Annotated in this window: 32 protein-coding genes; 10 read left to right on the top strand and 22 right to left on the bottom strand. The window is 66.2% G+C overall.

Annotated elements, in window-relative coordinates; all coding sequences use genetic code 11:
- On the bottom strand, window positions 1-810 hold an 810-nt coding region (locus tag IEY69_RS21870), incomplete at its 3' end, for a GAF domain-containing protein (protein ID WP_229784158.1).
- 119 nt (window positions 811-929) lie between these two features.
- Between IEY69_RS21870 and IEY69_RS20350 the strand changes: the two genes are divergently transcribed.
- The 4 genes from IEY69_RS20350 to IEY69_RS20365 all read left to right on the top strand — a co-directional run bounded on the left by IEY69_RS20350 (window position 930) and on the right by IEY69_RS20365 (window position 4,983).
- Window positions 930-2,033, top strand: coding sequence for a GGDEF domain-containing protein (locus tag IEY69_RS20350; protein ID WP_189074916.1), 1,104 nt, complete (start codon window positions 930-932; stop codon window positions 2,031-2,033).
- Window positions 2,034-2,103: 70 nt separating this feature from the next.
- Window positions 2,104-3,243, top strand: a complete 1,140-nt coding sequence (locus IEY69_RS20355) for an HD-GYP domain-containing protein (protein WP_229784160.1) — start codon at window positions 2,104-2,106, stop codon at window positions 3,241-3,243.
- A 132-nt stretch (window positions 3,244-3,375) separates the two neighbouring features.
- Window positions 3,376-3,645, top strand: a complete 270-nt coding sequence (locus IEY69_RS20360) for a DUF7669 domain-containing protein (RefSeq protein WP_444542400.1) — start codon at window positions 3,376-3,378, stop codon at window positions 3,643-3,645.
- 57 nt (window positions 3,646-3,702) lie between these two features.
- Window positions 3,703-4,983 (top strand): GGDEF domain-containing protein, encoded by a 1,281-nt coding sequence (locus IEY69_RS20365; protein WP_189074918.1) that lies wholly within the window; start codon window positions 3,703-3,705, stop codon window positions 4,981-4,983.
- Here the strand turns inward: IEY69_RS20365 and IEY69_RS20370 are convergent.
- The 3 genes from IEY69_RS20370 to IEY69_RS20380 all read right to left on the bottom strand — a co-directional run bounded on the left by IEY69_RS20370 (window position 4,980) and on the right by IEY69_RS20380 (window position 6,222).
- A complete protein-coding gene (locus tag IEY69_RS20370) occupies window positions 4,980-5,222 on the bottom strand; it encodes a hypothetical protein (protein ID WP_189074919.1) in 243 nt (80 codons plus the stop codon). The genes IEY69_RS20365 and IEY69_RS20370 overlap by 4 nt on opposite strands.
- Before the next feature lie 104 nt (window positions 5,223-5,326).
- Entirely contained in the window at window positions 5,327-5,776 is a 450-nt protein-coding gene (locus IEY69_RS20375; protein ID WP_189074920.1) for a response regulator, read from the bottom strand.
- Window positions 5,777-5,781: 5 nt separating this feature from the next.
- Window positions 5,782-6,222 carry a response regulator gene (locus tag IEY69_RS20380; RefSeq protein WP_189074921.1) on the bottom strand — a complete coding sequence of 147 codons (441 nt, stop codon included), beginning with the start codon at window positions 6,220-6,222 and terminating at the stop codon, window positions 5,782-5,784.
- A 158-nt stretch (window positions 6,223-6,380) separates the two neighbouring features.
- Between IEY69_RS20380 and IEY69_RS20385 the strand changes: the two genes are divergently transcribed.
- A complete protein-coding gene (locus IEY69_RS20385; RefSeq protein ID WP_189074922.1) occupies window positions 6,381-6,590 on the top strand; it encodes a hypothetical protein in 210 nt (69 codons plus the stop codon).
- The gene (locus IEY69_RS20390) at window positions 6,580-6,852 is read left to right on the top strand and encodes a hypothetical protein (RefSeq protein ID WP_189074923.1); all 273 of its coding nucleotides are present in this window, start codon (window positions 6,580-6,582) and stop codon (window positions 6,850-6,852) included. The genes IEY69_RS20385 and IEY69_RS20390 overlap by 11 nt, the downstream gene beginning before the upstream one ends.
- Before the next feature lie 15 nt (window positions 6,853-6,867).
- Here the strand turns inward: IEY69_RS20390 and IEY69_RS20395 are convergent, their stop codons facing one another.
- From IEY69_RS20395 to IEY69_RS20405, 3 genes are all read right to left on the bottom strand, one after another.
- The gene (locus IEY69_RS20395) at window positions 6,868-7,440 is read right to left on the bottom strand and encodes an Lrp/AsnC family transcriptional regulator (RefSeq protein WP_189074924.1); all 573 of its coding nucleotides are present in this window, start codon (window positions 7,438-7,440) and stop codon (window positions 6,868-6,870) included.
- Window positions 7,441-7,582: 142 nt separating this feature from the next.
- Window positions 7,583-8,008: a response regulator gene (locus IEY69_RS20400; protein WP_189074925.1), complete on the bottom strand. Its 426-nt coding sequence runs from the start codon at window positions 8,006-8,008 to the stop codon at window positions 7,583-7,585.
- A 196-nt stretch (window positions 8,009-8,204) separates the two neighbouring features.
- Complete coding sequence (locus tag IEY69_RS20405) at window positions 8,205-8,510, bottom strand: hypothetical protein (RefSeq protein ID WP_189074926.1); 306 nt, start codon at window positions 8,508-8,510, stop codon at window positions 8,205-8,207.
- A gap of 67 nt (window positions 8,511-8,577) precedes the next feature.
- Between IEY69_RS20405 and IEY69_RS20410 the strand changes: the two genes are divergently transcribed.
- Window positions 8,578-9,222, top strand: coding sequence for a thermonuclease family protein (locus tag IEY69_RS20410; protein ID WP_189074927.1), 645 nt, complete (start codon window positions 8,578-8,580; stop codon window positions 9,220-9,222).
- A gap of 319 nt (window positions 9,223-9,541) precedes the next feature.
- On the opposite strand, the gene IEY69_RS20415 is transcribed toward IEY69_RS20410, so the two are convergent.
- From IEY69_RS20415 to IEY69_RS20430, 4 genes are all read right to left on the bottom strand, one after another.
- Window positions 9,542-11,230: a hypothetical protein gene (locus tag IEY69_RS20415; protein WP_189074928.1), complete on the bottom strand. Its 1,689-nt coding sequence runs from the start codon at window positions 11,228-11,230 to the stop codon at window positions 9,542-9,544.
- A 62-nt stretch (window positions 11,231-11,292) separates the two neighbouring features.
- Window positions 11,293-12,189 carry a type II secretion system protein gene (locus IEY69_RS20420; RefSeq protein ID WP_189074929.1) on the bottom strand — a complete coding sequence of 299 codons (897 nt, stop codon included), beginning with the start codon at window positions 12,187-12,189 and terminating at the stop codon, window positions 11,293-11,295.
- The gene (locus IEY69_RS20425) at window positions 12,186-12,566 is read right to left on the bottom strand and encodes a type IV pilus modification PilV family protein (protein ID WP_189074930.1); all 381 of its coding nucleotides are present in this window, start codon (window positions 12,564-12,566) and stop codon (window positions 12,186-12,188) included. Before IEY69_RS20425 ends, IEY69_RS20420 begins: the two co-directional genes overlap by 4 nt.
- Window positions 12,563-13,075, bottom strand: coding sequence for a pilus assembly FimT family protein (locus IEY69_RS20430; protein WP_189074931.1), 513 nt, complete (start codon window positions 13,073-13,075; stop codon window positions 12,563-12,565). Before IEY69_RS20430 ends, IEY69_RS20425 begins: the two co-directional genes overlap by 4 nt.
- Window positions 13,076-14,103: 1,028 nt before the next feature.
- On the opposite strand from IEY69_RS20430, the gene IEY69_RS20440 reads away from it, so the two are divergent.
- Window positions 14,104-14,805: a tyrosine-type recombinase/integrase gene (locus IEY69_RS20440; RefSeq protein ID WP_189074933.1), complete on the top strand. Its 702-nt coding sequence runs from the start codon at window positions 14,104-14,106 to the stop codon at window positions 14,803-14,805.
- Window positions 14,806-14,878: 73 nt separating this feature from the next.
- On the opposite strand, the gene IEY69_RS20445 is transcribed toward IEY69_RS20440, so the two are convergent.
- From IEY69_RS20445 to IEY69_RS20485, 9 genes are all read right to left on the bottom strand, one after another.
- Entirely contained in the window at window positions 14,879-15,271 is a 393-nt protein-coding gene (locus tag IEY69_RS20445; protein ID WP_189074934.1) for a hypothetical protein, read from the bottom strand.
- Window positions 15,268-16,068: a hypothetical protein gene (locus IEY69_RS20450; protein WP_189074935.1), complete on the bottom strand. Its 801-nt coding sequence runs from the start codon at window positions 16,066-16,068 to the stop codon at window positions 15,268-15,270. The genes IEY69_RS20445 and IEY69_RS20450 overlap by 4 nt, the downstream gene beginning before the upstream one ends.
- 67 nt (window positions 16,069-16,135) lie before the next feature.
- Window positions 16,136-16,921, bottom strand: a complete 786-nt coding sequence (locus tag IEY69_RS20455) for a M15 family metallopeptidase (protein ID WP_189074936.1) — start codon at window positions 16,919-16,921, stop codon at window positions 16,136-16,138.
- Window positions 16,918-17,391 (bottom strand): hypothetical protein, encoded by a 474-nt coding sequence (locus IEY69_RS20460; RefSeq protein WP_189074937.1) that lies wholly within the window; start codon window positions 17,389-17,391, stop codon window positions 16,918-16,920. Before IEY69_RS20460 ends, IEY69_RS20455 begins: the two co-directional genes overlap by 4 nt.
- Window positions 17,388-17,660, bottom strand: a complete 273-nt coding sequence (locus tag IEY69_RS20465) for a hypothetical protein (RefSeq protein WP_189074938.1) — start codon at window positions 17,658-17,660, stop codon at window positions 17,388-17,390. The genes IEY69_RS20460 and IEY69_RS20465 overlap by 4 nt, the downstream gene beginning before the upstream one ends.
- 78 nt (window positions 17,661-17,738) lie before the next feature.
- Entirely contained in the window at window positions 17,739-17,987 is a 249-nt protein-coding gene (locus IEY69_RS20470; RefSeq protein WP_189074939.1) for a hypothetical protein, read from the bottom strand.
- Window positions 17,988-18,110: 123 nt separating this feature from the next.
- On the bottom strand, window positions 18,111-18,251 hold the full coding sequence (locus IEY69_RS20475; protein WP_189074940.1) for a hypothetical protein: 141 nt from the start codon (window positions 18,249-18,251) through the stop codon (window positions 18,111-18,113).
- A gap of 11 nt (window positions 18,252-18,262) precedes the next feature.
- A complete protein-coding gene (locus IEY69_RS20480) occupies window positions 18,263-18,889 on the bottom strand; it encodes a hypothetical protein (RefSeq protein WP_189074941.1) in 627 nt (208 codons plus the stop codon).
- A 68-nt stretch (window positions 18,890-18,957) separates the two neighbouring features.
- Entirely contained in the window at window positions 18,958-19,449 is a 492-nt protein-coding gene (locus IEY69_RS20485; RefSeq protein WP_189074942.1) for a hypothetical protein, read from the bottom strand.
- A 207-nt stretch (window positions 19,450-19,656) separates the two neighbouring features.
- On the opposite strand from IEY69_RS20485, the gene IEY69_RS20490 reads away from it, so the two are divergent.
- On the top strand, window positions 19,657-19,827 hold the full coding sequence (locus tag IEY69_RS20490) for a helix-turn-helix domain-containing protein (protein WP_268243881.1): 171 nt from the start codon (window positions 19,657-19,659) through the stop codon (window positions 19,825-19,827).
- A 185-nt stretch (window positions 19,828-20,012) separates the two neighbouring features.
- Here the strand turns inward: IEY69_RS20490 and IEY69_RS20495 are convergent, their stop codons facing one another.
- Window positions 20,013-20,606, bottom strand: a complete 594-nt coding sequence (locus IEY69_RS20495) for a hypothetical protein (protein ID WP_189074944.1) — start codon at window positions 20,604-20,606, stop codon at window positions 20,013-20,015.
- A gap of 265 nt (window positions 20,607-20,871) precedes the next feature.
- Between IEY69_RS20495 and IEY69_RS20500 the strand changes: the two genes are divergently transcribed.
- Window positions 20,872-21,117, top strand: a complete 246-nt coding sequence (locus IEY69_RS20500) for a hypothetical protein (protein WP_189074945.1) — start codon at window positions 20,872-20,874, stop codon at window positions 21,115-21,117.
- Window positions 21,118-21,186: 69 nt separating this feature from the next.
- On the opposite strand, the gene IEY69_RS20505 is transcribed toward IEY69_RS20500, so the two are convergent.
- A partial coding sequence (locus tag IEY69_RS20505) for a hypothetical protein (RefSeq protein ID WP_229784161.1) occupies window positions 21,187-21,502 on the bottom strand: 316 nt, incomplete at its 5' end.

Consider the following 21,502-nt stretch of genomic DNA (forward strand, 5'->3'; position numbering starts at 1 on the left):
CCTGGTGTCCAGCACGCCCAGGAGGCCGCTCGTGCCCGCCAGCAGGTCCTGCGCCGCCGCGTGGACCTCGGCCGGGTACGTCCGCGCGGACTGGAGCACCCGCGCCGTGTACCCCGCGTCACCGGGCATCAGTACCGCCGTGAAGTCCGCCTCCAGGGCGTCACTGACCAGGGACGCGGCGATCTCCACCGTCTCCTCGACGGGCAGGTCCAGATCCATCAGGCTGCTGATGCCGTCGACCACGCGGGCCTGCGCCAGCACCTGCCGCAGCTCCTCCGCCTGGCGGCGGTGCGCGTCCGCCACCTGGGCGGCGTCCAGAAGCAGGCGACGCAATTCGAGTTCCTGCATGGCCAGAGCCGCCAGGTCCTGCAGGTCCTGCAGGTCTTCCGCGGCAAGAGGATGCGGGCGGTCATCCGTCACGCACAGCGTGCCGATCCGGTGACCGGCCGGCGTGAGAAGCGGCGCGCCCGCGTACATGCAGATGCGGGGCTCACCCGTGACCATGGGGTTGTCATGAAAGCGGGGATCCGTCCGGGCATCCTCGACCACGAACGGCTCGTCCCCGTTGATCGTCCAGGCGCAGAAGGAGTGTTCCCTGGGCGCCTCGGTGTCGGTCAGGCCGACCATGGCTTTGCCCCACTGCCGGTACTGATCAACGAAGTTGAGAACGGCGACCGGCGTGCGCAGCAGGCGCGCGGCGAGCCGGGTGATGCGGTTGAACGGTTCTTCCCGATCGGTGTCGAGCACGCGGTACCGCGCCAGATCGAGCAGGCGCGCGGCTTCATTGGAGGGGGTGGGCGCTGGACTCATGGGATCACCTCGCGAGATGGGAGTGGGTCGGACGAGAAAGCCTGCATGTGGACGGCGTGCTCTGGGGTAAGGTGGCCCGACGGTCCTCACCTTACGATTCTCTGAATGGGAGCCCTGCCATGTTCCGTGAACTGCTCTTCAATCTGTGTCTGTTGATCAGCGTCCATTACCTGCTGCGGTTCACGTTCCGGTCCTGGCCCGTGTCGACGCGTGGCTGGTCTCACGTGGCGCGCCTCGCGGCGTTCTCGGCCGCGGCCCTCACGCTGATGTTCTTCCCAGCTCACCTCGCGCCCGGCATCCAGGTCGACCTGCGGGCCGTGCCCATCGCGTTCGTGACGCTGCAGTTCGGACCTGTCGCCGGGCTGATGGTTGCGCTTCCGCTGCTGATCTACCGCGTCTGGTTGGGGGGCATCGGCGTGTACGCCGCTATTCCCAGCCTGCTGAGCGTCATCCTGATCACGTCCCTGGTGCGGCGGGTGGTGCCGCCCATGGGGCCGCTCTTCTGGAAGCACTGGCCCAGCATCATCCTGATGTTCCTGCTCAATGGCGTGCCAGTGCTGTTCCTCCCGGATGGCGTGCGCCTCTTCGTGCAGATCTACCCGCTGCTGCTCCTGCTCAGTGTCGCCGGGGCGCTGGCCGGCTGGGGCATCCTCAGTGAGCGGTTCCACGTGCTGCGCCTGACCAGTCAGTGGCAGTCGGCAGCCCTGACCGATCCCCTGACCGGACTCGGCAACCGCCGCCAGTTCGATCAGGACCTGACCGCCATGGGCTCCGGGGACGCGCTGCTGCTGGTGGATATCGATCACTTCAAACGCGTGAACGACACGTTCGGTCACCAGGCGGGCGACGAGGTGCTGCAGGAGGTGGCGCGTCTGCTGGAGCGTGAAGGTCGCGGCCGGGACCGCGCGTACCGGTACGGCGGTGAGGAATTCGCCCTGATCCTGCGGAACGTGCAGGTCGGCAGCCTCATCCGCGTCGCCGAACGCCTCCGGTCAGGTGTCGCGGCGTTACCGCTGGCGTCCATCCGGGGATCAGTGACGGTCTCGCTGGGCGGCGTGCAGTGGGCGGCCCTGATGCCGGAGCAGCTGATCGAACGGGCCGATCAGGCGCTCTACGCCGCCAAGCGCAGCGGCCGGAATCAGGCGTGCATCTGGGGACCCTGGCTGGCGCAGGACCACCAGCCCGCGACCGAGACCCTCCCCCCATCCACGACCACCACTTGACGTCAGGTCCTCCAGTGGATCACCCCTCACGTCGGGAAGCTGTGACAGGCCGCCCGGCAGACTGAACGGCATGTCCGAACATGCGATGGGGGCCAGTCCGCCTGACGAGGCCGCCCACAGTCTGGCCGAGCGACTCCTCCACCTCACGCACGTCGCCCTGAGCGCTCCAGATCTCCCCAGCGGCATCGTTCCCACCCTGGACGCGCTGATCAGTGACACGGCCGCCGTCGGGAGCGCGTACTTCCACCTCGAAGACCAGGACCTGACCTTCCGCGTGCGCGCGGCCGCCGGCGAGTTGCCCAGCACGCCGGCCATGCAGGCCATTGCCACGCACGGGCTCCCCCAGCACACTCCGCTCCTGCTGGCCATTCAGGAGAGCGGCGCGCCGCTCTTCTTCGCGGATACCGCGTCGTCGCCCGTCACGGCCGGCTTCCCGGAACTGAACGTGGTCAGCCTCGCGGCGGCGCCGGTCCGGTCATCCACGGGGCGCCTGCTGGGCGCTTTTCTCATGCATACGTTCGTCCGGCACGAGTGGCAGGCGGCCGAGCGGGACCTCTTCCGCAGTATCGGCGCGACCCTGGCGGTCCTCGCGGGTCGCCTGACGGCGGAGCAGCAGGCCAGGGACGCGCGTGAAGCGGCCCTGAGGGCCCTTGGACTGGCGCTGGAAACCCGGGATCAGGAGACGCAGGGGCACACGGACCGCGTGACGGCACGGGCCGAGCAGCTGGCCGTCCGCCTGGGCTGGTCGGTCGAGCGGCACCAGGCGCTGCGCTGGGGCGCGTACCTGCATGACGTGGGGAAGATCGCGATTCCGGACCGCATTCTGCTCAAGCCGGGCCTGTTGGATGACGTGGAGCGCCGCGAGATGCAGCGGCACGTCCTGGAGGGCGCGCGGTTCGCGCAGGCCCTGGGGTTCCTGCCACCCCAGGCGCTGAACGTCATCCGGGATCACCATGAGCGGTGGGACGGCGCCGGCTACCCGCACGGCACGCAGGGCGAGGCGATCAGCGAGGAGGGTCGCCTGTTCGCAGTGTGTGACGTCTTCGATGCCCTGACGAGCGTACGGCCGTACAAGGCCGCGTGGTCCGTGGAGGCCGCGCTGGCGGAAGTGCAGGCGCAGGCGGGGCGGCAGTTTGATCCGCAGGTGGTGACCGCCTTCGTGACCCTCATCCGGGAGGGTCTGGAGCAGGACCCCGTGCAGGTTGCCTGAGACGGGAGAAGTGCGGCCAAAAGAGTGCGGCGCACAGGAGTGCGGCGCGCTCCCCCAGGCGGTGGGGTGCGAACTGGACCCACCTGACGGGGGTCACTCCGGCCGCTGACCGCGCGTACACTCATGGGCGTGATGCACAGCCACACGCTGATCCTCGAAGTGATGCTCGCCCTGCACGCCGCGGGCGAGGTGCCGTTTCGTGCGTCGGACGTGTACCGCGTCCTGCAGCAGCGGAGCGCACCGTACAAAGAAATGTCCGTCCGGACTTCGATCTATAGTCAGACCCTGACTCTCAAGGGCGGTGAGCTCATCGCCCTTCAGCGCATCGGGCGCGGCACCTACCAGGTGGCCGACCCGGACGCGGCGCACGCCGCCCTGCAGGCCGCCCAGCAGTCCGGCTGACGGGGGCGCACCCGTTCTGAGGCCAGACACCCGCCCCCGTACCGGGTACGCTGAAGAATGTCCGCTGACTCCACCGAGCCCGGCGCCCTCCTCGCCCGTCACCTTCAGCGCGTCACCGCCGTCGCCTTCGACATCACCGACGCGCTCGTCCTCATCCTGGACCGCACCGGACGGATCATCCGCTTCAACCCCACCTGCGAGCGCCTGTCCGGCCGTCAGGAAGCCGAGGTGCAGGGACAGCTTCTCTGGCCGCTCGTGCTCGACCCGGTGGAAGCCGCGCGCGCCGAGGCGCTGTTCCGTCAGATCGTCCCACGGGTCACGCCCGGCACCTACGAGAACACATGGCGGACCCCGCAGGGCGACGTGCGGTTCATTCACTGGATGGCGAGCTTCCTCTACGACGAGACCGGCGCGATCGAGCTGGTCGTGTGCACCGGCATCGACGTCACGGAGGAACGCCGGGCCCGCCAGGCACTGGAAGAGAGCGAAACGCTGTTCCGCACGCTGTTCATCTGCTCAGCGGACGGCGTCGTGCTGATCGACCCCCGAGAGGGCCGCATCGTGAACTGCAATCCGGCGTTCGCGCAGATGACGGGGTACGCACCGCAGGACCTGATCGGTCAGTCGATCCACCAGGTGGACGAGCCGGGCAGTGCCCACCTGGATCTCGACTGGGTGCGGGCGCAGGAGCCCGGAACGCGGTGCCTGACCGTCTCCCGGCACCGGGCGGGCCATACCCTGCAGATCGAGAGTACGGTCAGTCTGGTGCGGGTGGCGGGCGCGGACCTGATCCTGCGGCTGGACCGGGACGTGACGGCCGCGCAGGTTCAGGCCGCGGCGCTGAGGGGCGCGGTGACGCGCCTGAGTTTCCTGGCGGCGCATGACGACCTGACCGGGCTGCTGCACCGGTCCGCGTGGCTGGACCGCGTTTCGGACGTGCGCGGCGAGGCGGCGGCGTACGCGGTGGTGTTCCTGGACCTGGACGACTTCAAAGGAATCAACGACACGTACGGGCACGCGGCGGGAGATCAGGTGCTGCAGGTGATCGCGGCGCGCCTGCGGGCCGCGGTGGAACCGGCGGGCGTGGCGGGACGGGTGGGCGGGGATGAATTCGTGGCGCTGCTGCCCGTCGCGGATGAGGCGGCGGTACCCGGGACCTGCCGGGATCTGGAAGCGGCCGTGAGCGGAGCGGTGGAGGTCCCGGGCGGAACGGTGACGGTGGGGGTGAGCGTGGGGGCCAGTCTGATCCGTGAAGCGGACGGCACGGCGCAGGAGGTGCTGCGCCGCGCGGATCAGGACATGTACCGCGTGAAGTCCACGCGGCGGACGGTGGATTAGGCGATCCGGGTGAGGGTCGCGCCGGCGCGGTGGGCGGCGCGGCTGAGGGTGTGTTCCGTCCGGCGGGGCAGCTGGGCGACTTCCGCCTGCAGGGCCCACAGGTACGGGGAGCGGAGCGCCGGGGTCCAGGTGCCCGTGGTGAGACACAGCGTGACCCGCCACCCGTCCTGCAGCGTGAAGACAGCGTGGGCCGCAGGATCGAGCGGGGCGCGTCCGGAAGAGCGTGGCGCGTCAGACATCCCCCTGACCCTGCCACGCCCTGACCGCCGATTCTGGAATGGAAGGACCCGTTCCCTGGACACGTGTCGGAGGTCCGCACCACTCGTCTGGCGGGGCTGGCGGATCAGTGGGACGACGGCGCCGTCCGGAACCGGGAGCGCTGCCAGTACCGAACGAAGTCCTCGATCTGCGCCGCGAACGCTCCGAAGGACGGCTCCTTGACCAGGTATGAACTGGCAATCAGGTCGTACGCGCGGTCCACGTCCTCGGGGTGCGACGAGGTGGAGAGCATCACGACCGGCAGGTGGCGGAACGCGGTGTCCGCGCGGATGGCCTGGAGGACCTCCAGGCCGCTGAGACTGGGCATGTTGACGTCCAGGATGATCACGTCCGGCAGCGCGCCCGCCTGGGCGCGCTCCTGCAGCCAGCGGAGGGCCGCCTCGCCGCTTTGAATGGTCCGGACCGTGACGTCCTGATCGGCCGCGGCGAAGGCTTCTTCCGCCAGCAGGCAGTCCGCTGGATTGTCGTCCACCAGCAGGACGCACAGTCGGCGGGTGGGGCGTGACGTCTTCATGAAGGTCAGTCTGCCACGGAATCCAGTGGGTCCACCTGACCGGCATCGGTGCGCGCCCCGCGCCAGAAGTCCAGCAGGTGCGTCAGCACACGTTGTAGCTCGGTGTACTGGAAGGGTTTCGTCAGGAATCCAGCGGCGTGGGCGGCGTACGCGGCCTTAATGTCGGTGGGTGCGGCACTGGTGGAGTAGATGACCACTGGGATGCGCCGGGTGGCGGGATCGGTTTTGAGGTCGCGCAGCAGATCCAGGCCGGACTGACCGGGCAGGTGCAGGTCGAGCAGGATCAGGTCCGGGCATCGGCCGTGCCGGCAGTGCGTCCAGGCGTCGGTCCCGGACTGAACGAGGGTCAGGTGGACGTCCGGATGGTCGGCCTGGAGGGTGTCTTCGATGAGCAGTAGATCGCTGGTCTGGTCATCGATGACCAGCAGGTGAAACGGGTCGGGCATGACCCCTGTAGTGTGGGGACCTCCGGCAGGATCCTCATAGGGGGGGATCAGGTCAACACCACTTGGCTCAACAGTTCATGAAGATTGAACTCAGTACAGACGGCCGCCGTGAGGTCACCGGTCTTGCTCGTGAACATGACCGACCCCTAGGCTGACCCATGCCCTTCACTCCTGGGGACCGGCTACCGGCCGAAGTGCGCGACGCGCAGGACGGCGTGCTGTATCACGTCGTGCGGCCGGACCTGCAACTGGTGACGTTCGTGCGCCTCGCGGGCACGTGGCACTGGCGGTTCCTGAACGGCTCTCAACCAGACGGCATGGGGACCTGGGCGGACGCGCAGCGCATTCAGGCGGGCGGTGACCCGTGACAGCCCCCTGCTGGAGGATGACCGCGCCGAGCATCATGCCGTACGCTGGCTCATGTCACCCGAGCACCACACGCTGGCGGACCTGGAGCGGTCGCTGCTCCGACGCCTCCTGCACCTATCCCCGGAGCATCTGCAGGACGTGGAGGACCGGGCCGCGCAGGCGCGTCTACTGCCCGCTGAGTACTGCGCGGCGATCCTCCGCGCTCACCTACAGGGGCAGGTTGGTGCGCTGGAATGGGCCGAACAGTCCGACTCCCCTTAGCCGCTGGCGTCCTCCTCAAGATCCTGGGTCGTTGGGGCGGGCCCGGACGAGGTCATACACGCCCCGCGCGACACGCACCACCCGGCCTTTCTTGCCCCAGTGACTCAGGTTGACGGACGTCCGGGCGCGCGTCTCACCGGTCACCTGACCGTACAGCGCCGTCGCCAGACGCTCGATCGTGACGGGCCACTCGACCATCTGCGCCCGCGCCCACAGGGGTTCCCCGGCCGGTGGGACGGTCACGCCCGCCCGCTGCAAGCGCCGCAGACGCGCGGACACCGCCGTGCCGTGTACGCCCAGTTCCTGCCCGATGGTCTGCAGGGTCTGCCCGGCCTGACGGCGTTCAAGCACCAGCGCGTCCGTGTGAGCGTCCGTGTGATGCGCGGGCAGGTGCCGGCGGAGCGCGTACCCGAGCGCTTCACGCCACAGGGCCGTCCAGGAGCCCAGGCGGGCCGTGAGGGCCGCGGCGTCGGGCAGGTCACCGCGGGTGGCGTCGTATTCGTCGCGGGTCGGGAGCATCGTGTGGCGCGTGATGTACCACGCGAGCTGCCGCAGCAGCGCCAGGTCCTGCGCGGACCGGGCCGTCACGACGGTGCGTGCAGCGCGACGACAATCGGATCGACCGGACACCGCAGCCAGATGGAACAGGGGGAGGGCACGGGATCAGCGTAGCGTCACCGCGGGGCACCGGCGCTCACCTGGTGGGGCAGCCGGTGCCCCGCGCGTCACGTCAGGTGCCGGTGGCCGCTGGAAAGTGGCACCATCCGTAGAAGGTGGTCAGTGCCTCCATCTGCGCCACGAACGTCGGGAAGTCCTGGTGCTTGACCAGATACAGGGTGGCCAGCTCGTCGTACGCTCGCGCGATGTCGGCCTCATCCCGCGACGAACTGAGAATCACCACCGGGTCGTGGGTCAGTGCCGGGTGGGCCCGCATGCGCTGCAAGGTCTCATGCCCGTCCATGACGGGCATGTTCAGATCCAGGACGACGACATCCGGTTTCACGCTGTCCGGGTCCAGCAGGGTGGCGAGCACCTGCTGACCGTTCTCGCAGTACGTCACCTCGGTCGGGGCGTCCACGTGCTCGAACGCCGCTTCGGCCAGCAGGCGGTCGGGGAGATTGTCGTCCGCGAGCAGGAGACGGAGCGGGGCGGCCATACCCCACTGTGGCAGAGGCCGGCCGGACGCGCTGACGATCGTCGTCACCCCTGATCAGGGGGTCCGGATTCGCCGCACGCGGTGTGCAGCGCGGGCGCTGGGGGAGGGGTGTTCATGGGACGACGTGGACTGATGGCCGCGCCGGATGCCGCGCTGCAGGTCTCTGCGCAGCTTCGGAGTGCCCGCTTCCCGGCCGTCAGAACACGACGCCGGGCTCATGCTCCTCGGGGGTGTGATCGAACGCCAGCACGCTCACGCCCGTCTGTTCGGCCGCGTCCCACACCCGCACCTCCAGCGGCAGGTACCCGCGGTCATGGATCACCAGTTCCAGGTGAGGGATGAGAAAGTGCCCGGCGGGTTCCCAGATCCAGGGTGTGAAGCGCAGCGTGAGGCGGCTGCCATCCCCGAGGCCGAACACCACGCGTTCCTGCTCGTGCTGAGCGGGCAGGGTCTCGCGCAGCCACGCGATCTGCGTGAGGTTCGCCTCGTCGTGTGGAGTCATGCACGCAGTGTGACAGGCCCGCTCACCTGCGCGTGCCGTACCTGACCACTGGGGGTACGCTCAGGGCATGCGCGCCCTGATGCCCCTGCTGCTCCTGTCGACCGCTGCCGCGCAGGTCCCCGCCACGGTGAGCGGTATTCCGACCGTCACGGACGGGGACACCCTCGTGATCCGGGGCGTGAAGGTGCGTCTCTTCGGGATTGACGCGCCGGAATCCAGTCAGACCTGCACCCGCGCCGGGAAGGTGTACGGCTGCGGGCGGGAGGCGGCGTTCGCCCTGGCGGACCTCGTGCGGAACAAGACCGTCACCTGCACCCGCAAGGACACCGACCGCTACGGGCGCATGGTCGGCGTGTGTGCCGTCGGCGGGACGGAGATCAACCGCTGGCTGGTGCAGCAGGGTTGGGCGCTCCCCTACCTGCAGTACGGCGGCGGAATCTACAGCAGCGCGGCGGGCCAGGCGAAGAGCGCGAAACGAGGCCTGTACGCCGGCACCTTCCAGAACCCATGGGACTACCGGAAGAACCCGGGCAGTCCGCCCACGGCCGGGACCGCCCGGACGAATACCGTGCCCCCCGCCCCGGCCACGACCGGCGTCACCTACGCGAACTGCGCTGCCGTCCGCGCTGCTGGGAAGGCGCCCCTCCTGCGCGGCCAGCCGGGCTACGCGCCAAAACTCGACCGGGACAGCGACGGGGTGGCCTGCGAGTAATCGGTGGCCCACTCAATTTGCACGCCAGGCATTCCCAGGGGCACGGGCGAGTCCGCCAATTGGGAGCAGATGCCAGAGATAAGGCTTGAGGGGAAGCGCTCACTCTGACGGACGACACGATTCACGCTGAGGCGGATCGTGTTCACGCACCTCCGCATCCTCCTCACTCGAGGTGGACGGCAACCTCTCACTTCGATTCATTCGCTGCGGGCTTGCCAGATCAGCAAGCCCGCAGCGATAGGTTCAGAGTCCTACTTCACAAATCAATGTACTACCGGGATTCTTCAGTCGCTTCACCTCAACACCCCAACAACGGAGCTCAGAATTCCCGGGCGAAGAAGAGTTGACGGAGGTAGACGAAACGAGGCGTGAGGGGCGGAAGCTTATCGGCAGAGTTGAACAGCGTGTCATACGACCAATTCCGATCGGGCGCATTGTAGACGGCACTGGACCACGCTCCCTTCGCCTTCTTGGGTGAGCCCAACGAAACGAAGCTCCCCACGTACTTGAACTCTTTGGCAGTCCAGTTCTCGTGGAAGCGTGGGTAGTTCTCCAGGCCTCCGTTGTACTTTGAACTCCCGGTGACGTCCGTACCTCCGAGGAACGCAGCGTGAATTTCCGTCGGGTTGGCAGGATCAGCCACCGTGGTTAGAGCGGTTTTCTTCCCATCGACCCAGGCGCTGGACAGCACATTGATGGTGTCACCCATCAGGCTCGCCGGCACATTACCTGCCACGTTGTAGTCGCCCTGAACGTACAGGGGTTGGTTCGTGGCGATGCTGAGGCCTTTCGGTGCTGGTCCGCCAGCCGGTCCGAGTGCGGCGCCATTTTTCATTCGAACGCCGTACTTGTTCTGATCACTGCCTTCCGGGTAGAAGCTGAAGTGAATCGCCAGTCCGCCGCCACTGGTGTCAGACATCGTCAGGACTTTGCCGTCTTGAGCGGTGAACTTTCCACTGCTCTGAATGCACGCCAGCAGTTTCGCTTGATCCACGTCCATCATGGTGATCTGACGAGCTTCACGCGAGTCGTAAAACGTTGTGCTCTGCGTCAGGGCGGCGCATGATTGCAACGCGTTCGTGGCTGCTGTGTCCTCGCTCCCGTCAGCACGCTGGACTGCCGGCTTGTTGGTCAAGGTATTCCAGACGACCCGGACGTCCGCTTTACTCCACAGTTCGCTGCCTCCAAGGCCAGCCCGGTCAGGAGCCAGGGAATCGAGCGACGGGACTGTGAGGGCAGGCTGACGAGATTTCACCTGACCGCCGTAGCTCTGGAGTTGAGCGTCAGTCATGGGACTGGTGAAGCACCCGGGTGCGTCCTTACCGGCGAATTTCATCGTGCCGCCGTTGCACGTGCCGTTTTCTTTACGCACGCGGCGAATCTCCCCGCCAGCCGTGGTCTGGCCGGTGATGTCCAGCGAGACGCCGGGAGAGAGGTAGAGGTCCTTATTGGTGTGCACTCGGCCGTTGAGGACCATGGGACGACCGGGATTGATTTCCAGATCGTCGGTGTAGAACGCCGCGAACTGGAAGAGAGGAACCAGGCGGCTCTGGAATTCCATTTCCACGTTAGCTTCGGTCAAGCTGTCTTTTACAGCGCTGCCGACGACGCGGTAGGCGTACTGCTGGTAACTGAGTCCAGCGTAGGTTTCACCTGGCGCGACCGTGCCGGTTTCAACGAGGTTGCCACTGGCATCTTTTTCCGTCGTTTCATACACGAAGGTCGTGACAGTTCGGTTCCCGATCGCGTAGGAGATACAGGTGAAGTCTCCACTCCCGGCGGCACATTTGCTGGAATCGGTGACGCTCGTTCCGGAGGGACGTTCATAATTGACGAATTTCGCTCGGATCTCCGTGGCGCGCATGTTCATGCCCCCTTCGGCGGCCATGAAGCCTGCGAGGCTATTGGCATTCGCCTGCGCCGTTCGGGGAGAGTTGAGACTCGTGAACATGTACGTCGTGACCAGCAGCATCAGCATCGCCATAACCAGCAGGGCGCTGATCAACATGTAGCCATGCTCCCGGGCACTCCGGTTCGGACGCTGGACGGGTGGGGGGGTGAGGGGCAACATTACCGGTCCTCCGAGAAGACATTCCGGGGCACAAACGACGATGTGAACGTCCTGGTCCCTGTGCTCGTGCCGACTTTCTGCTGCGCAGTCAGGACAATGTCGAGCCGATAGAGGTCCTTCCAGGTGAGTGGGGAGGTCGGGAAGGATCCAGTGACGACAGTAGGCGTGCCGCTCTGCAGGACGAAGGGTTGAATATCGAACTCAGTGACGCCAGGCAGATACCGGACGGCGTCCCCCGTGCCGACTTTTCTCGTGAGGTACGTTCCATCCTGCTGATACGACACTTCTTCCATGATGTACAGCCGTGGGCTGTGATCTGCCTCGTAATCGTTGAGCCATTTGCCGCCGCCACGGTGAATATGCTGCCCTGAGTTGTCTTCGGCGTCGTAGACGAACATTTCGCCGACCTTGGTCACGGGATCGTAGATGTAGGCATCGACCTTGCCACCCTGTTTGATCCGGTAGGCTTTCCACTCGTCGAGGCCCAGCTCAGTCGACGTGTCCTTGCACCCGTCGGGATATTTATCGGCCTTGCCTCCTCCTTTTTTAGACACGAAGACGACGTCCGTCGCTGTGCCCGCTTTCACGTCCTTGCAGACGGGGAGCACTGCGTCAAGGATGCTTCGGCGCATCGTGATCGTTTCTGATCCCTTCGATCCGCTGACCAGGAGAGCCGGGACGTCCCGCGTCATCCGCTCTCCAGCTTGACGGAGGTCATTGGTCATGGCGGTGAGTGCGACCGAGGCGTTCTGGTTGACGGCCACCCGTGCCATATCCGCCTGGTACATCCGTTGCGATGAGAACACGAGGTTCAGCAGGGCAGTCATGACGATGCCGCTGACCGCCATGACAATCAGCAGTTCCGTCAAGGTAAAGCCGGAGCGCGCGCCGTTCACTTGGCCCTCAGGTCGGTCAGGACCGTTTCACCCATGAACAGCACTGTGGTTCCCGAGAGGATAGACAGCCGCACGCTTTTCTGATTGCTGGCGCAGAATGACGTCGTCACGCAGTATTCCTGGCGTATGGTGAACGCCCTGTTGTTGTAGGTCACGTTCTCCTCCGTTTTGCCGGTGACAGGGATCGTGGTCAACGCTTCCCTTTTCAGATCGTCGAACTCACGTTGAGCTAGTTGAATGGCCTGAGTTTTGGTATCGGCCTGCTGGTTGACCCGAAAGATACTCAGCATCAGCGCGATCAGGGCCATGACTCCGATGGCGATGACGCTGATCGTGACCAGCACTTCGATGAGAGTGAAGCCCTGCTGATGGTTCATTTGACCTCCGTTGCGCCGCCAGCATAGACCGTGACCGTTCTGGACCGGGCATTCTTGTCGGTGAAGGTGACCGTCGGCAGTGTCGAACTGCCGGTTAAAATTCCCCGACTGGTAAAGCAGGAGGTCCATTCTGTTGCGAAGGTGCTGATGGTGAGGTCATTCGGCGCCGTGTAGGTGAGGGCGGGTAACGTGGTCCAACCAGAAGCTGGTGCTGCGCAGGAGGTGGCCACGCTGGTCGTGTACACCCGGCTGGAGGCTGGGCGTTGAATGCGGACCGCGCTCGTCGATGCGATGGCGCGGGCGCGACTGGCGGTCAGGACGCTGTTCAGTGCGCGGGCGGCCTCATCGGCGGGTTGTCGGAGTCGCCCGACGTTGAAGGCGGCGATGGTTCCGAGGATGCCGAGAATGGCGATCACGACGAGGATCTCAATCAGCGTGAAGGCATCTTCGCTGCGGCGAGCGAAGCGTCGTACCGTTGGGCGTGCGTTCCGTATCGCCGGGGATATCATTGAATGGCATTATCGAGGGTGAATTGTCACAGGACTGGTGCAAATGACCAGGAGTGCATGCACCTGATTGGGGGGATTATTTTCTGTGAAAAACCGCACTTTTCACATTCGGTTGTAAACATTTAAGTGGCCATGATTTCAGAAGAGGCACCTCTTACTACCCGTATTCTGCTAAGAATTTGGACTTTTATGATGCACTTGTCAACGCCTATATAATGTTCTGCAAGTGGTAATGATATGCCGATTTGATACAATGATGTTTTAAGAATATTTACTTATGTGGAATTGGAGGCGATTTCGCTAGTTTTCTCATATGCCGCAGATTCCGCTCAGAATAGCCACTCCCTATATGCTTTTTCAGATAAAGCGCTAATTCTGATACAATTTTGGTCTTATCTGGCTTATCTTCAAGAAAAATATTTAACTTATTTCCGACTTGCCATTGAATATCCGAAGCCTCAGAGTCGCAATATTCATGTCCTGACTTTATAATATCGAACACTTGATAAAAGAAATCCTGAGTATCTGCCTGATTTGTTTCCTGCATATATCCTCGAAAGTGAGAGCTACACTTAGAATGCCGGGAAGGCCACATATACATCGCAAGCTAGTCTTTTATAAGTGCTTTTAATAATCCCAACCCTCTTAGATTGCACCGATGATATTCTCGGACCATGCCAAAATGACCCACCGGAATTGTATTCCGCTATACAACTGACCGCACCCAAGATCCGTCTGGACCGTGATGTTGGCCTAGATTTTATTGCTCAGTGTCTAATGTGTCTCCAGAAAATGACCAGATAGAGATATTCAAATAAGACGCCGCTACATCATTCTTGCGGATCCGGACAGACCGTACCAAGGTGGTCCGCCAGTCTCTGAAGCGCCGGGACGTCGACACGCTGATCTGCCTGAACCTGGACACCCTGCGTCTGCTCGGCCGGGGGGGGCGCCCACACCAGCCCCCACACCCTGCGCGCTTACGCGACGCTTACCTCGCCTACGCCCTCCCCCTCGGGTGGAAGCGCATGACGGAGCACGACACGGACCTCACGGTTGGGTACCTCCGCGCCCTCGAACGGACCGGCCTGACCCCCGGCACGATCAACGCCCGCCGGTCTGCAGCCCGCGCGCTGCACCGGGCGCTCCGCTGGGCTGGAGTGCTGCAGGCGGACCCGTTCGGGGATACCCCACGCGTCGCGGACCCCACGGACCCCTGGTCCCGGCGCGACGCGTACACCCGCGAGGACATCGCCGCCCCGATGGCCGTCGCGGACCCGGATGAGCAGCTGATGCTGCTGCTGGGGGCGCACGGGGCGCTCAGGATGAGCGAGATGTTGAGCCTGACCTGGGACCGCGTGGAGTTGGACAGGCGGCGAATGACGGTCACTGGCAAGGGGCGCAAGACCGCGAGGGCCCACCTATCCGGCCCGGTGCACGCTGCCCTCACAGACGTACCTGAGGACAGCCGCACTGGGTACGTGCTCCCGTGGCGGAGCCCGAAATCCATCCGGATGCTGCTGCGCGCTCTGTGCACCCTGGCCGGGGTCACGTACGAGCGGCGTCAGGTGCACGGCCTGCGCCACGCGGCGGCGACCATGTTGCTCGAACAGACGGGCGATATATATATCGTCAGCCGCCACCTGCGCCACAGCACCGTCGGCACCACCCAGGTCTACGCCAAAATGCGTCCTGAACGTCTAACAGAAGCTTTGGACGACTGGGAATGACACGAAAAAAGGCCCCCCTGCCACTGGCCGAAGCCGGGGCAGGGGGGCAGAACGGCGCATGTTGTCCGTCGTGTCAGGGCAGCAGAGGAGGCCAGAGGCGGATGACGGGCACTGCCCCCTGCCCTGCCCGGTAGGCGTAGAGGCTCGACTGCCGGATCCGGGCCGGTTCCGTGCTTGCCGCCTGGAAGGTCACGTCGAGCCGCTCCACCGGGATGGGCGGAAGGTTACACGCCCAACTGCCTGCCTGCGCGCGGCACCAGTCGGCGGCCGCGCCCGCAGGCGTGACGTGATCACCCTGTACCCGCAGCGCAGGGCCGTCCCCCGCGCGGGCCGCGTCACCGGTCAAGCTGCCCGGGCCAGGGTTCGTGATGGTGACCGTCAGGCCCTGCACGTCAAGCGTCGACCGTTCGGGTGGCAGGCCGCACGCCACGATCAGCAGGGGCAGCAGCAGCGCGGCCCGCCTCACAGGCCCCACTCCTCGCGCAGGTCCTGGACGACCGCGAGGACCCGCTGCCGGTTCGGCTCGCTGAGGTAGGGGCTGCGGTCGAGAAGATCCGGCGCGATCGGCGCGAGGCGCAGCGCCAGGGCGACCGCCTGTTCACGCGTCAGGCTCTGCGGCAGCAGGTCACCCAGCACGGCGCGCAGGGTGGCCAGCGCCGCGGCGGGCAGCGCAGTGCTCGTCGGTAGGCTTATCAGGCCGCGCGCCTGGAGCGCCGCGTCGAACGCGGCCGCCGGCGGGGATGCGACGTCGGCACCAGCAGGCGCGGCGGCTGAGGTGGCCACTGCTGGAGGACTCACCGCGCCGCCCGGCCAGATCCAGCCCAGCACAGTGCGCGCCCCGTCCCGCCCGGCGATCGCCACCACGCCCGCGAGCACCCCGTTCAGCAGCGCGGCCGGCAGGTCTGGCAGGGTCAGTGGGACACCGCTCGGCAGCAGGCCTGCCGCGAAGCGCAGCGCGACGCTGCCCCCCATGCCGATCACGAACGCGACCGTCCACCAGCGCCACGGCTGCCAGTTCAGGGGCGGCTCCCTACGGGCCGCGTTGCGCTTCCAGGTCTCCACCAACCCGAACACCACGAGGCCCAGCGCCACCGGGTTGCTCGCCATCATGCGCAGCCAGCTCAGCGGATCCGCGCCCAGGTCCGGCATCACCGGCTGTGCGAACGCGGACCCGCAGGCCAGCAGCATCAGCGCCAGCAGCCAGCGGGCCTGCGCGTCGACGAGGGCCACCATTCCAACTGTCCAGTTCAGTACTCGAGTCATCTCACCCTCCAGGGCAATGGGCGAGCGGCCACCCCGCGCTGGAGGTGGCCGCCCTGTTCGAAGGTGCTCAGCGTTCGGCGATCCAGAGGCGCTGCGGATCCGTGGCGTTCACGACCGTGCCGCCGGGCAGGGTCACGCGCTGCCCGGCGACGTCGCGCCAGCCACCCTGACCGTCCGGCACCAACACCACCGGCGCGTCGGCCACCGGCTTCGGCCCTGGTGGTGTTGGTGCTGGGGGGATCACCGGCGAGGCCGGCACGCGGGCCATGGCGTCGCGGTACGCGGGCTGCGCGACGCCCCGCAGGCCGTCCGTCCACTGGAAGTGCATCCCGTCCTCCCAGGGATCCGACCAGAGGCCACCCCACTCCCAGCCGCACTCCTGGAAGCACCTCACGACGTCCATGTCGATCTGCATCCGGGCACGCGGGACGCCGTACCCGTTCCAGGCCGCGTCGAAATCGACGGCGATGCCCAGCGCGTGCGTGCTGATCTGCGCGTCCGAATCGTGCCCCACCCGGCGTGGGTTGTACCAGCCGTCGAAGGTCCGCAGCCGCCCCGTCAGGCCGCGGCGGCGCAGCTCCGCCCACGTCGCCCGCAGGGGCTCGACGACCAGGCGGTGCACGCGGATCCGCGTGACGTGGACGGCCGGGTTGCTGTAGCGCGGCCAGCCGGGGAACTCGCTCAGCTGCAGCGTCACGAGGTTCGCGGCCTCCCACGCCGGGTTGGGCGTGAACGTGGCGCTCCCCCTGGGCACCACGGCGCCCGGCCCGAGCGGGTTGCCGTAGTGCGCCACCAGCTGCTGCACGCTATCCCCACCGGGTCGCGCGCCGATCAGTGCCGTCCAGTCCGTCATCGGCCACTCTCCGTGGTGCACGAGCCGGGAATCACGAACGGCAGGCGGTACGCGGCCGCGTCCGTGTTGAACGCCGTCGCGCCCGCCCGGATCTCGTACACGCCCGGCGGCAAGAGCGGTACAGGCATCGAGCGGGACGTCTTGACCTGCGTCCCGACGTCCTGATCGGTCCACACGAAGAAGTCCAGCGCGCCGTCCGGCACGACCGTCATCCCCCGCGTTACGTCCCAGATGCTGCGCGCGATGGCCAGCACCGTCGGCGCGCGCCGCACCACCAGCTGCGGGTGCCACGTGAGCGCGTTGCCCGGGCACACCGTCGGATGATCCGGGAGGTACGCCTCCTGCGTGAACGCGAACGGGGGCGGGCTGGCCAGGGTGCGCACGCCGACGAACACCAGGCCGAGCAGGGCCAGGGCGAACACGGACATGGCCAGGCGATCCAGGAGGCGGAGCTGCCGGTGTGTTTTCATGGCGTTCCTCCGAAGAGCTTGAGCAGCGCGGCGATCAGGCCGACGATGCTCAGCAGGCTGGTGCCACCCAGGAACGTCAGGACGCGCATGATGCCCTGCTGGAACGCTTTTTCCTTGTCGCGTTCACTCTGAATGGCTTTGACGGTCGTCTGGATCTCGTCGGTCACGACGCGGATGGGGCGGACATTCATGCCCGGGTTCCCGTCGACGATCTGAGAGAGACGCTGCACCTCGTCGGAGAGGCGCGAGAGGGGATCGGGTGTCGTCATGGGCCTCCAGGGCCGCCCGGCAGAATGAGACACGCGCTCCAGGCCGGGTGGCTGGAGCGCGCGAGGGGAGTTGACCTGTTATGGAACGCGGGGAGGGAGAGGGTCGTCCGCGTGCCGCTGGTATGACTGGACAGCGATGACGCTGGCGGTGATGAGGAGGGCCGCCAGTGCCACGCCAAGGGCGGCGGGGAGGGAGACACTCAGGGCCAAGGCTCCCGCGAGGGGAACGAGGAGCGCCGTGAGAAGGGCGGGCACGCGGCGCTTCATGGACAGGAGCATGCAGCGGCGCAGGTAGGTGGACCGGTCAGGAGGCAGCGGCGACGTCACAGCCTCAGTGTGTCCCGCTGCTCATGTCAGAAATGTCATGAACGCCCACGCCGGTCTGACACGCCAAACAGTCAGCGTGTCGCCCCCGCTTCAGAGCGGGGGCGGATCGTGGAGTCGGGAGGGTCAATCGCCGGCAGACCAGGTCGGCGGCACGGGCCGCATCCGGGGTTGTCTCGGGCCGCGCCACGCGAGATACCCGAACCACAGGGCCAGACTCACCCCGAGCGCCACCTGAATCAACACGAAGGCGAGCAGAATCGACATGTCTTGCAGTTTCACCTCCGCCGCTGAAGTGAACACGAGAGGCAGATCAACGGGCGGTTGACGGTTTGCGCATGCAATACCCCGACTCCTCTCATGGAGCGTGGACCGTCACCGTGCTGACGGTGATTCGCCGGTCCGTCGGTGTGATTGGCGACGACTGAAGTCAGTGGCGACGTCACGACGACGTCGCTCATGCGCAGATCAGGCGGACCCGTGCACGTCGCGGGCCGTGAGTCGGGCAGTCCGAGGGGTGCGACGCTCACGCCGCAGGCCTGCAGGTACCGGGGCACGTACGCGACCGCTGGGGGCTCCGTCCAGTCGCCGCGCCGGGCGATGGCCAGGCAGTGCGCGGCCTCGTGCGCCGACACCTCCGGGGTCAGCAGCCGGTCGAACATGACGTGCACCTCGCATATGCCGTCCGGCCGCATCCACGCGGTTCCCAGCACGTGCCCGTCCAACCCACCAGGGCGGGCGGAGCGGTCCAGCGCCTGCTGACTGATCTCCGCGTGCCACTCGATCCGCACCCCGGGCCAGGGGGTGGTGACGAGCGGCGCCGGCGGCTCGGGGACCGGGGGGGAGGTCTGGGGCGGACCGCACCCGGTCAGGACGGCCAGCAGGGACAGGAGGGGTCGGGTCATGGGTCACCTCGGGGGGAAAGCGAACCCGCCCGGAGCGGCGGCTCGGGCGGGTTCAGGGTGGGGTGGGGTCACCAGTCGGTGGGAATGTCCTCGGCGGTGGGCGGCGCGCTGCACTGCGGCTCGGCGCGGTCCGTCCAGCCCAGCGGACGGCGGCTCTGCCCGCAGGACCGCAGGTACGCCTGCGCGTACGCCTCAGGCCAGCGCTCGAACAGCTGGTGCGTGTGCGGATCCGGATGCTGCGGGTCCCCGAATACCCGCAGCTTCGCGGCCGCGAGGCAATGCCCGAACTCGTGCGCCGCGATGCGCGTGAGCTGGCCGGGCGAGACGCTCGGGTCGATGTCCACCACGCAGGAGGACGCGCCGGGCAGGACACTCGCGTGCCCGGCCGTGCCGGGGTTGCCGGTCCGGCGGGCCAGTTCGCCGGGCGTGGTCCAGCGCCACGTGACGGTCACGCCGTGGAGGGTGCTGGACCACTGGGCGTTGTCGCGGGGCGGAGCGGTGACGCTGCAGGCGGCGAGCAGGAGGGGCAGGGCGAGGGCGGCCAGGGGGCGTGGGTGCAAGGGGGGACCTCCAGGGATGTGGGCAGCACGAAGCGCGCAGCTCCGGTGAGCGGCCGCGCGCAGAGTCGGTGTGACCCGTTGGCATGACGTTATATCTGAGGTAACGTACCGTCAAGCATAACGTGCCTGAATCAGGCACATTCGTGCACGGGAGGTGCTACGGTGACCGATGTGAATCAGGATGTGTGCCGCCAGGTCAAGGCCGTGATGAAAGAGGACGGTATGACCCAGGAGGCCGTGGCGCAGCAGATGAACGTGGACCGCGTCTACATCAACCGCATGCTCAACAACGGCACCAGCAAGATCCCGATGCGCTGGGGCCAGCTCCTGGATCTGCTCGGCCTCGAACTGGTCATCCGACGCAAACAGGACCGGTAGGCTCCGTAGGCGGGGGCCGGAGTAGAAGAACTCACCCCAAGATGAGAAGCGCCGCGACCCTGGAAAGGGAAGCGGCGCTCCTCATCTCTGCAGAGGCTGATGCTGAGGGTCACCGGCCCGCACCTCCCACCCCCCATCAGCATCCGACCCCCGTGCAGGAACCAGGGCCGAAGGCACCCAGTTGGTCAGGGCGCCTCCACCGTGGTCGTGCCATGACCGACTTTCCGGCCCCCACTGGACTGCAGAATGCGCCGCAGTCCCGCCTCCCACGTCAGGCGCTGCAGGATACCGACGCCCAGCAGGTACGCCAGTCGGTCAAACCAGCTGCTTGCCCGCACCTGCGAGACCACCTGCAACCGGTGCCGATCCCCACCCAGCGGTTCCGTACGACACTCGATCCAGCCAGACTCGGAGTGCTGCTTCAGAGTGTGCAGGCGGAAGCAGTCCGGGTGGATCGCTGTGACGTGCACCCGCGCGCGGCGCACACCGAGCATCAGGATGGTGAACTGATCGCCGACTTCCGTCCGGCGCGGACCTGGCTGAACCCGCCGGAACCAGGCCAGAGGTTTGGGGATGCGCTCCGGTAGATGCTGTAAGGCGCTGTCCACCACATCGGTCATGGGCCGGGTCGGCGCCGCCAGATCAATCCAGTAGGTGCGGCGCGTGACTGGACCAACCCCGTCCCGCAGCGTAGTGCCGTGCCAGCCGTTGAAGGGAAGACGGAGGAAACGCGCGGCGTATGCTCCGGCAAGGAACACCAGGAACCGGTGAACCTTCATGGCGTGTCACAGGTGGAGGGCAACCCGGGCGATAGCCAAAGACTGTAGTTTCTCATACGGAAGTCTCTCCTCTTGCGGGACGGTCCTTGTGAATTGCGCCTGAATGGACTACAGGCAACCTCTCATGCGGCTGCTGCCTGGTCAGGGCAGATACGGCACGCCGTCGACTTGCCCTCCCGGGCTGAGTGCCGCGACCCTGGGGAGGGAAGCGGCGTTCAACATTTCCACAATGTGCGGATTCGGATGAACTCTTACACTTGGCAGCATGAACGACGAGCGTGCCACCGACGACCTGGTGCTGCTCGATCTGCACTATTCCGGGGTGCTGCGCGGTGAACTCGCGGACGAGGTGCAGACACGTCTTCAGCATGATCCGGCGTTCCAGGTGGCGGCTGAGCAGTACCTGGCGGACTGGTCTGAGCTGCTTGACGTCTTCGACCCGGATGGACTTGTGCCGGACGGCGCTGAAGACCGGCTGATTGCGCGACTCCGGGCTGACGTCCACGAGTAACCACCATCCTCGACAGCTGGGTTTTGCGCGTGTTCCGGGCCTGATTTCAGGCCCGGTTCTGTGTGGAATTCACACTACCGAATTGGCTCCCACGTAGCGCCAGATCGCGCCATCCGACCACACCGGCGCGGATTTCCCGGCCGCTGGATCGGACACCAATGCCGCCGCGCCCGCCGCACCGCCCAGGTTCTGCCCATTCGCGAACGGCAGCGTGGCGCGGGTCAGCACCGTGTACCGTACGGTTCCACCCAGGGTCAACGCCGCTTTAATCACATTGTTCGAGTCGATCACGTTCCACTGATTCAGCGTGTAGTCGAAGGCTCTGTACCGGACATCTTCAGGTTGAGGCTGTGCTGGACGCAAAATTCCTGAACGTATGATCGGT

The sequence above is a fragment of the Deinococcus sedimenti genome (genome assembly GCF_014648135.1).
In the GTDB taxonomy this organism is placed as follows: Bacteria; Deinococcota; Deinococci; order Deinococcales; family Deinococcaceae; genus Deinococcus; species Deinococcus sedimenti.